The following is a 5,991-nucleotide window of genomic DNA, read 5'->3' as shown; positions in this document are numbered from 1 at the left end:
GATAAAGTCGGCACATCCAGTTTCATTCCGTTCCACTCCATCTGGGCCAAAGTATAAATCAGAGGAAATTCAACCTTTTCAGCCAGCTCAATAAAAGCCTTTTCTTTTAATTCCTTTTCCAGAATCTCCTTTAACTGATAAGTAACATCAGAATCTTCGCAGCAATATTCCTTGATGGTTTCAACAGGAACCTGTCGCATACTTTTCTGGTCCTTTCCCGCTTTTCCAATCAGACTTTCAATATGGACAGGATCATAGTGAAGGTATATTTCTGAAAGATAATTCATATTATGCCGCAACTCAGGCTGAATCAGATAATGGGCAATCATGGTATCAAAAATTTCGCCTTTCACTTCAATACCATAATCCTTAAGCATCAAAATATCGAACTTTATGTTCTGTCCAACTTTCCGGATTTTTTCATTCTCAAAAAGTCCTTTAAACTCTTTTAATAAATTTAAAGCCTCCTCTCTATTTTCCGGAACAGGAAGATACCAGGCCTGCAGTGCCTGAAAACAAAAAGATATGCCAACCAGTTCGGCGCTGTGTGGATCCAGTCCGGTTGTTTCGGTATCAAAACAAAATTCTTTCTGCCCCTTTAAAAGTCCGATTAACTTTTCCCTTTCTGCTTTTTCATTAACAAGAAAGTAAGAATGTTCAATATCTTTAATAGTTTTTAAAGAACTGGCCACAGAAACAGTAAGTTCCTGAGGCGTTTCTTCGGGAAAAAGTGAACCCTGAATGACTGAAGCCTTGGCTGCAATTCCTGAATTTAAAATCCTGTTTGCCAAATTTTTAAATTCAAGCTCATCAAAGATTTCCTGCAGTTTCACCCTGTCCATATTGACCTTTTCCAGTTCTTTTTCCGATATTTCAACCGGAACATCAAGTACAATTGAAGTCAGCTTTTTTGACAATGCAATTACTTCCTGATTATTCAGGATAATATCTTTTTGCTTTCCCTTAAGTTTTTGAGCATTAGCAATAATATTTTCAACACTCCCAAATTCTGAAACCAGCTTCTTGGCCGTTTTTTCACCAATTCCCGGTGCTCCCGGGATATTATCCGAAGCATCTCCCCATAAGGCCAGAATATCGGCTACCAGTTCCGGCTGATCTACAAGGAAATCCCTTTTAACTTCTGGCTTACCTAAAATGTCAGCACTATTTCCATTGGTCCGGGGTTTATAAACAAAAATATGATCCGACACCAGCTGTGAATAATCCTTATCAGGCGTCATCATATACACAGTAAAACCTTCTTTCTCAAATTTCTTGGCCAGTGTTCCGATTACATCATCAGCCTCAAAACCATCAACCTGAATAATGGGGATATTATAACCATCGATAATTCTTTTTATGTAAGGGACAGCCTTCCGTATATCTTCAGGGGTGGATTGCCGGTTGGCCTTATATTGATCGAACATCTTATGCCGGAATGTAGGAGGAGGCGGATCAAAAACGACGGCAATATGAGTAGGTGCTTCTTTCCGGAGTACTTCATCCAAAGTATTTGTAAAACCAAAAATCGCGGAAGTATTGACTCCTTTTGAGTTATACCTGGGATTATTTATAAAAGCATAATAGGAACGAAAAATCAAAGCATAAGCATCCAGAAGAAATAGTTTTTTCATAGTTTAAATTTTAGTCCCTAAAATTATTGGTTATCTGAGGCAAACCATTCGGCATAAGAGGTAGCCGTTTCGGCCAACTTCACACTGAACAGGCTAACCTTTTCAGGCAATCTTTTTTGTATTCGTTTTGCGATATCGCTGACCAGATTTTCGCATGTTGGTTGATAATCCAGCACATAGTATTTATCGAACATCTGCTCCACATTTTCCAGAAACTTGTGATGGGATTGCATTCCGATTACAACAGAATGATCAAATTTAGAAACTATTTCCTCATGGACTATCCTCTTCAGGTCTCCAAAATCCATGACCATCCCAAGCTTAGGATTTGACGTATCCGTACAGGGTTCCCCAATAATGGTAATATAAAGTTTATAAGAATGACCGTGAATATTTCTGCAGGCACCATCATAATTCCATAAGGCATGGGCCATCTCGAAAGTGAATAATTTTGTAACTCTAATTTTTAACATAACGAACAAATAAAAGGCACTAAGGAAAAGTATAAATTATCTTTTATATAAATTTAAGTCTTTGTATGATTTGGACAGTCAGAACAATCCTGAATTTTTATCTTTGCAGGGTAGTTAAAACAAGACAGTTTAATTTATTTTTAGTGATGCTTGTGCAAATATAAAAATTTATTGTCTTTTGTATTTAATTTAATCTTTATATTAATTTTACAAGGAATATTGTGTTAATCAATTACTTAGTTATGAAAGTCGATTAAACACAATCTTTTAACCAAAAAGGAATTTGATGTCTTCTATTGAAAAAATTAAGGCGCCTATAGCTGAAGAGATGAATAATTTTCAGAAATTATTTAAAGCAGCTATGCACAACCAGAGTCCACTTTTAAGCATTATAACCAATTATCTGTATCAGCGCAAAGGGAAGCAAATGCGACCTATCATGGTTTTCCTTTCAGCAAAAATGCATGGTGAAATAAACCAATCTACCTATACAGCAGCTTCGCTGATTGAACTGCTTCATACAGCGACTTTGGTTCATGATGACATAGTGGATGATTCCAATTACCGCCGCGGATTCTTCTCTGTTTATGCCTTATGGAAATCAAAAATTTCGGTTTTGGTCGGAGATTATTTACTGGCCCAGGGTCTTCTTCTGGCGGTAAATAACAAGGAAATGGAAATCCTGGAAATTGTCTCGCATGCTGTGAAAGAAATGAGCGAAGGTGAACTCCTTCAGTTGGAACATGCCAGGAAATTTATGCTTACAGAAAGCCAATATCTGGATATAATAGAGAAGAAAACAGCTGCCCTGCTTGCAGCCTGCGCTGCCAGTGGGACAAGTTCCGTACATGCCGACAACCAGATAATTGAGGCCATGAAACAATTCGGCACCAATGTGGGTATTGCCTTTCAAATGAAAGATGATTTGCTCGATTATCAGAATACAGGCCTTTTAGGGAAACCTACCGGCAATGATATTAAAGAACAAAAAATGACTCTCCCCTTAATTTATGCCCTGGAAAATGCTTCCTATTCTACGAAAAAATCAATGATTCAAATTATTAAGAAAGTCAAACGGGATTCTTCAAAATTACCTCAGGTCATAGATTTTGTTATTGCCAGCGGAGGGATTGATTATACTTCAAAGAAAATGAACGAATATAAAAACAAAGCCCTGGATTTATTAAATACTTTCCCGGATAATGAATCCAAGCTTTCACTTATTCAATTTGTAAACTTTACAACAGAAAGAGAAAAATAAACTTATTTCTCCCCAGATTTTTGAAAATATTCATAAACAATCTGTGCTTTTGACTTTCCTAAAACTGATTCCAATTCATTTATTGAAGCAGTTTTTATTTTAGCCACAGTCGAAAATCCCTCTATCAGTTTTTTGGCATTCTTCACTCCTATTCCCTGGATATTATCAAGCTCAGAATGAATCATGGAATTAGACCGTTTCTGACGATGAAAAGTAATCCCAAACCGGTGTGCTTCATCCCGCAGCTGTTGAATGGTTTTTAAAGATAATGAATTCTTATCCAGGTAAATAGGTACTGAATCGTCGGGGAAATATATTTCTTCCAGTTTTTTAGCAATTCCGATAATTGCAATTTTCCCCCGCAGATTAAGTTTTTCAAGACTTTTCATTGCAGCACTCAGTTGTCCTTTCCCTCCATCTACTACAACCAGTTGAGGTAAAGGCTGCCCTTCGTCCAATAACCTTTTATAGCGCCTATAAACGGTTTCTTCCATGGAAGCAAAATCATTAGGCCCTTCAACTGTTTTTATATTAAAATGACGATACAGCCGCTTTGCCGGCTTCCCATTAATAAATACAACGCACGAACCAACAGGATTGGTCCCCTGGATATTTGAATTATCAAAACATTCAATTTGTTTGGGAAGTTCATTTAAATGCAAATCGTTCTGAATTGTCTTTAACAAATTCAGAACTTTATTATTTCCAATTTTTTCATCAATCCTCTTTTGTCTCTCCAATTTATAATATTTAACATTCCTCTCGGATAATTCCAGCAGCTTCTTCTTATCACCCATTTTAGGTATCAAATATTTAGCCCCTTCAACTTCAATATCCGGTTGAAAAGGAACAATAATTTCCCTTGACATACTATTATATCTTTCCCTTAGTTCCACGATGGCGGTTAAAAGAAGATCATTTATGTCTTCATCCAGCTGAGTATCGATTTCCAATGTATGGGCCTGAATGATTGCTCCATGAATAATTCTTAAATAATTTACAATGGCAAAATTCTTTTCCCTGTCAATTGAAAAGACATCAACATTGGTAATATCCGGATTGACTATTGTTGATTTACTCTGATAATTTTTCAAGATTTCAATCTGATCTTTAACCAATTTAGCCTGCTCATATTTTAACTCAGAAGCCAGGATATTCATTTCATTTTCCAGATAGTCAATTACTTCAGTAAGATTCCCTTTTAAAATACTTTTAATATGCTGAACAGCAGAATTATAATCTTCCAAGCTCTGTAAACCTATGCAGGGTGCCAGGCAATTTCCAATATGATATTCCAGGCAAGCCTTAAATTTATGTTGTTTTATATTTTCAAGAGTTAACGCATAATTACATATTCTTGGTTTATAAAGCGCTTTTATCAGTTTAAGAAGATTGCGTATCATACCTATCGAAGTATAAGGGCCAAAATACTGAGAACCATCATTCTCTTTTCTTCTTGTTAAAAAAACTCTTGGAAAGTTTTCATTTTTTACACAAATCCATGGATAAGTTTTATCATCCTTTAATAAAATATTATACCGAGGCTGATATTTTTTAATTAGGTTATTTTCTAATAATAAGGCATCTGTTTCAGTATTGACAACAATATGTTTAATATCTACAATTTTACTTACAAGTACTTTTAATTTATTGTTGTCGTAATGATTTCTATTAAAATAAGAAGAAACTCTTTTTTTAAGTTTTTTTGCCTTTCCAACATAAATTATAGTTCCGTTTTTATCAAAGTATTGATATATTCCGGGCTTGTCAGGTAAAACCTTGACCAATTCTTTTAAATGATCAATATTTTTATTAGCAACTTCCATACAATTTTAATTCAGCGGAAAATATTTCACTATTTTTGAAAAATAATTAATTAAAAAGTGGGATAAATTCAAATTTATTGACATCAAAAAGTCCCCTGTCGCCTAATTTAATTTCAGGGATTACCAGCAAGGATAAAAATGATAAGGTCATAAAAGGTGCATTAAACTTGCATCCAAATTCCCAGGCTTTTTTGTTTAAACCTTTATACTTTTCAGCTATAATTTCAAGTCCCTCATACGACATTAACCCGCCCACGGGTAAAGGCAGCAATGAAATATCGTTGCCATTTTGAGCAACAATACCTCCTTTATTTTCTACCAAAGAATTAATTGCAGCGCAAATATCGTCATCATTTGCACCAACTGCTATGATATTGTGACTATCATGGGCAATACTGCTTGCCAAAGCTCCTTTTTTTAGGCCAAAATTTTTTAAAAATCCTACCTTAGGTTTTTGATTTTGATACCGGTTTACTACGACCAATTTTAAAATATCATTATCCAGATCAGAAACCACCAGGTTATTTTTCACAAAAGGTTTTACAGATATCTTTTTTGTAGTCAATTCACCGTCAAAAGCCTCAATGACATTCATTGAATCGGATACAAATTCAACTTTTATATCTTCTGGATTTATATATCCGGCATTAAAATTATTTAATAAAACAGGCTTTAATTCTTCATTTTTTAAAGCCTCATTTTTGATCAGAGGTTTACCTTTAATATAAGTCTGCAGGATTATAAAATCCTTTAAATTATTTACCACAATAAAATCTGCCCAATCATTTTTTTTCAGG

General features: G+C 34.9%; 5 protein-coding genes. 1 reads left to right on the top strand and 4 read right to left on the bottom strand.

The annotated features are described in order from the left end of the window. On the bottom strand, nt 1–1,634 hold a 1,634-nt coding region (locus Q8907_11405), incomplete at its 3' end, for a 5'-3' exonuclease H3TH domain-containing protein (protein ID MDP4274873.1). Between the two features lie 23 nt (nt 1,635–1,657). Then, nucleotides 1,658–2,107, bottom strand: coding sequence for a 6-carboxytetrahydropterin synthase (locus Q8907_11400; protein MDP4274872.1), 450 nt, complete (start codon nt 2,105–2,107; stop codon nt 1,658–1,660). 286 nt (nt 2,108–2,393) lie between these two features. Between Q8907_11400 and Q8907_11395 the strand changes: the two genes are divergently transcribed. Further along, nucleotides 2,394–3,368 carry a polyprenyl synthetase family protein gene (locus Q8907_11395; protein MDP4274871.1) on the top strand — a complete coding sequence of 325 codons (975 nt, stop codon included), beginning with the start codon at nt 2,394–2,396 and terminating at the stop codon, nt 3,366–3,368. Nucleotides 3,369–3,370: 2 nt separating this feature from the next. On the opposite strand, the gene uvrC is transcribed toward Q8907_11395, so the two are convergent. Both uvrC and Q8907_11385 read right to left on the bottom strand, forming a co-directional pair. Further along, nucleotides 3,371–5,194 (bottom strand): excinuclease ABC subunit UvrC, encoded by a 1,824-nt coding sequence (gene uvrC / locus Q8907_11390; GenBank protein ID MDP4274870.1) that lies wholly within the window; start codon nt 5,192–5,194, stop codon nt 3,371–3,373. A gap of 46 nt (nt 5,195–5,240) precedes the next feature. Next, nucleotides 5,241–5,991: adenine deaminase C-terminal domain-containing protein (locus tag Q8907_11385; protein ID MDP4274869.1), on the bottom strand; the 751-nt coding region annotated here is incomplete at its 5' end.

The organism is Bacteroidota bacterium, assembly GCA_030706565.1.
In the GTDB taxonomy this organism is placed as follows: Bacteria; Bacteroidota; Bacteroidia; order Bacteroidales; family JAUZOH01; genus JAUZOH01.
Note: the sequence above shows the minus strand (reverse complement) of the source record. Positions and strands in the feature narration are given on the sequence as shown.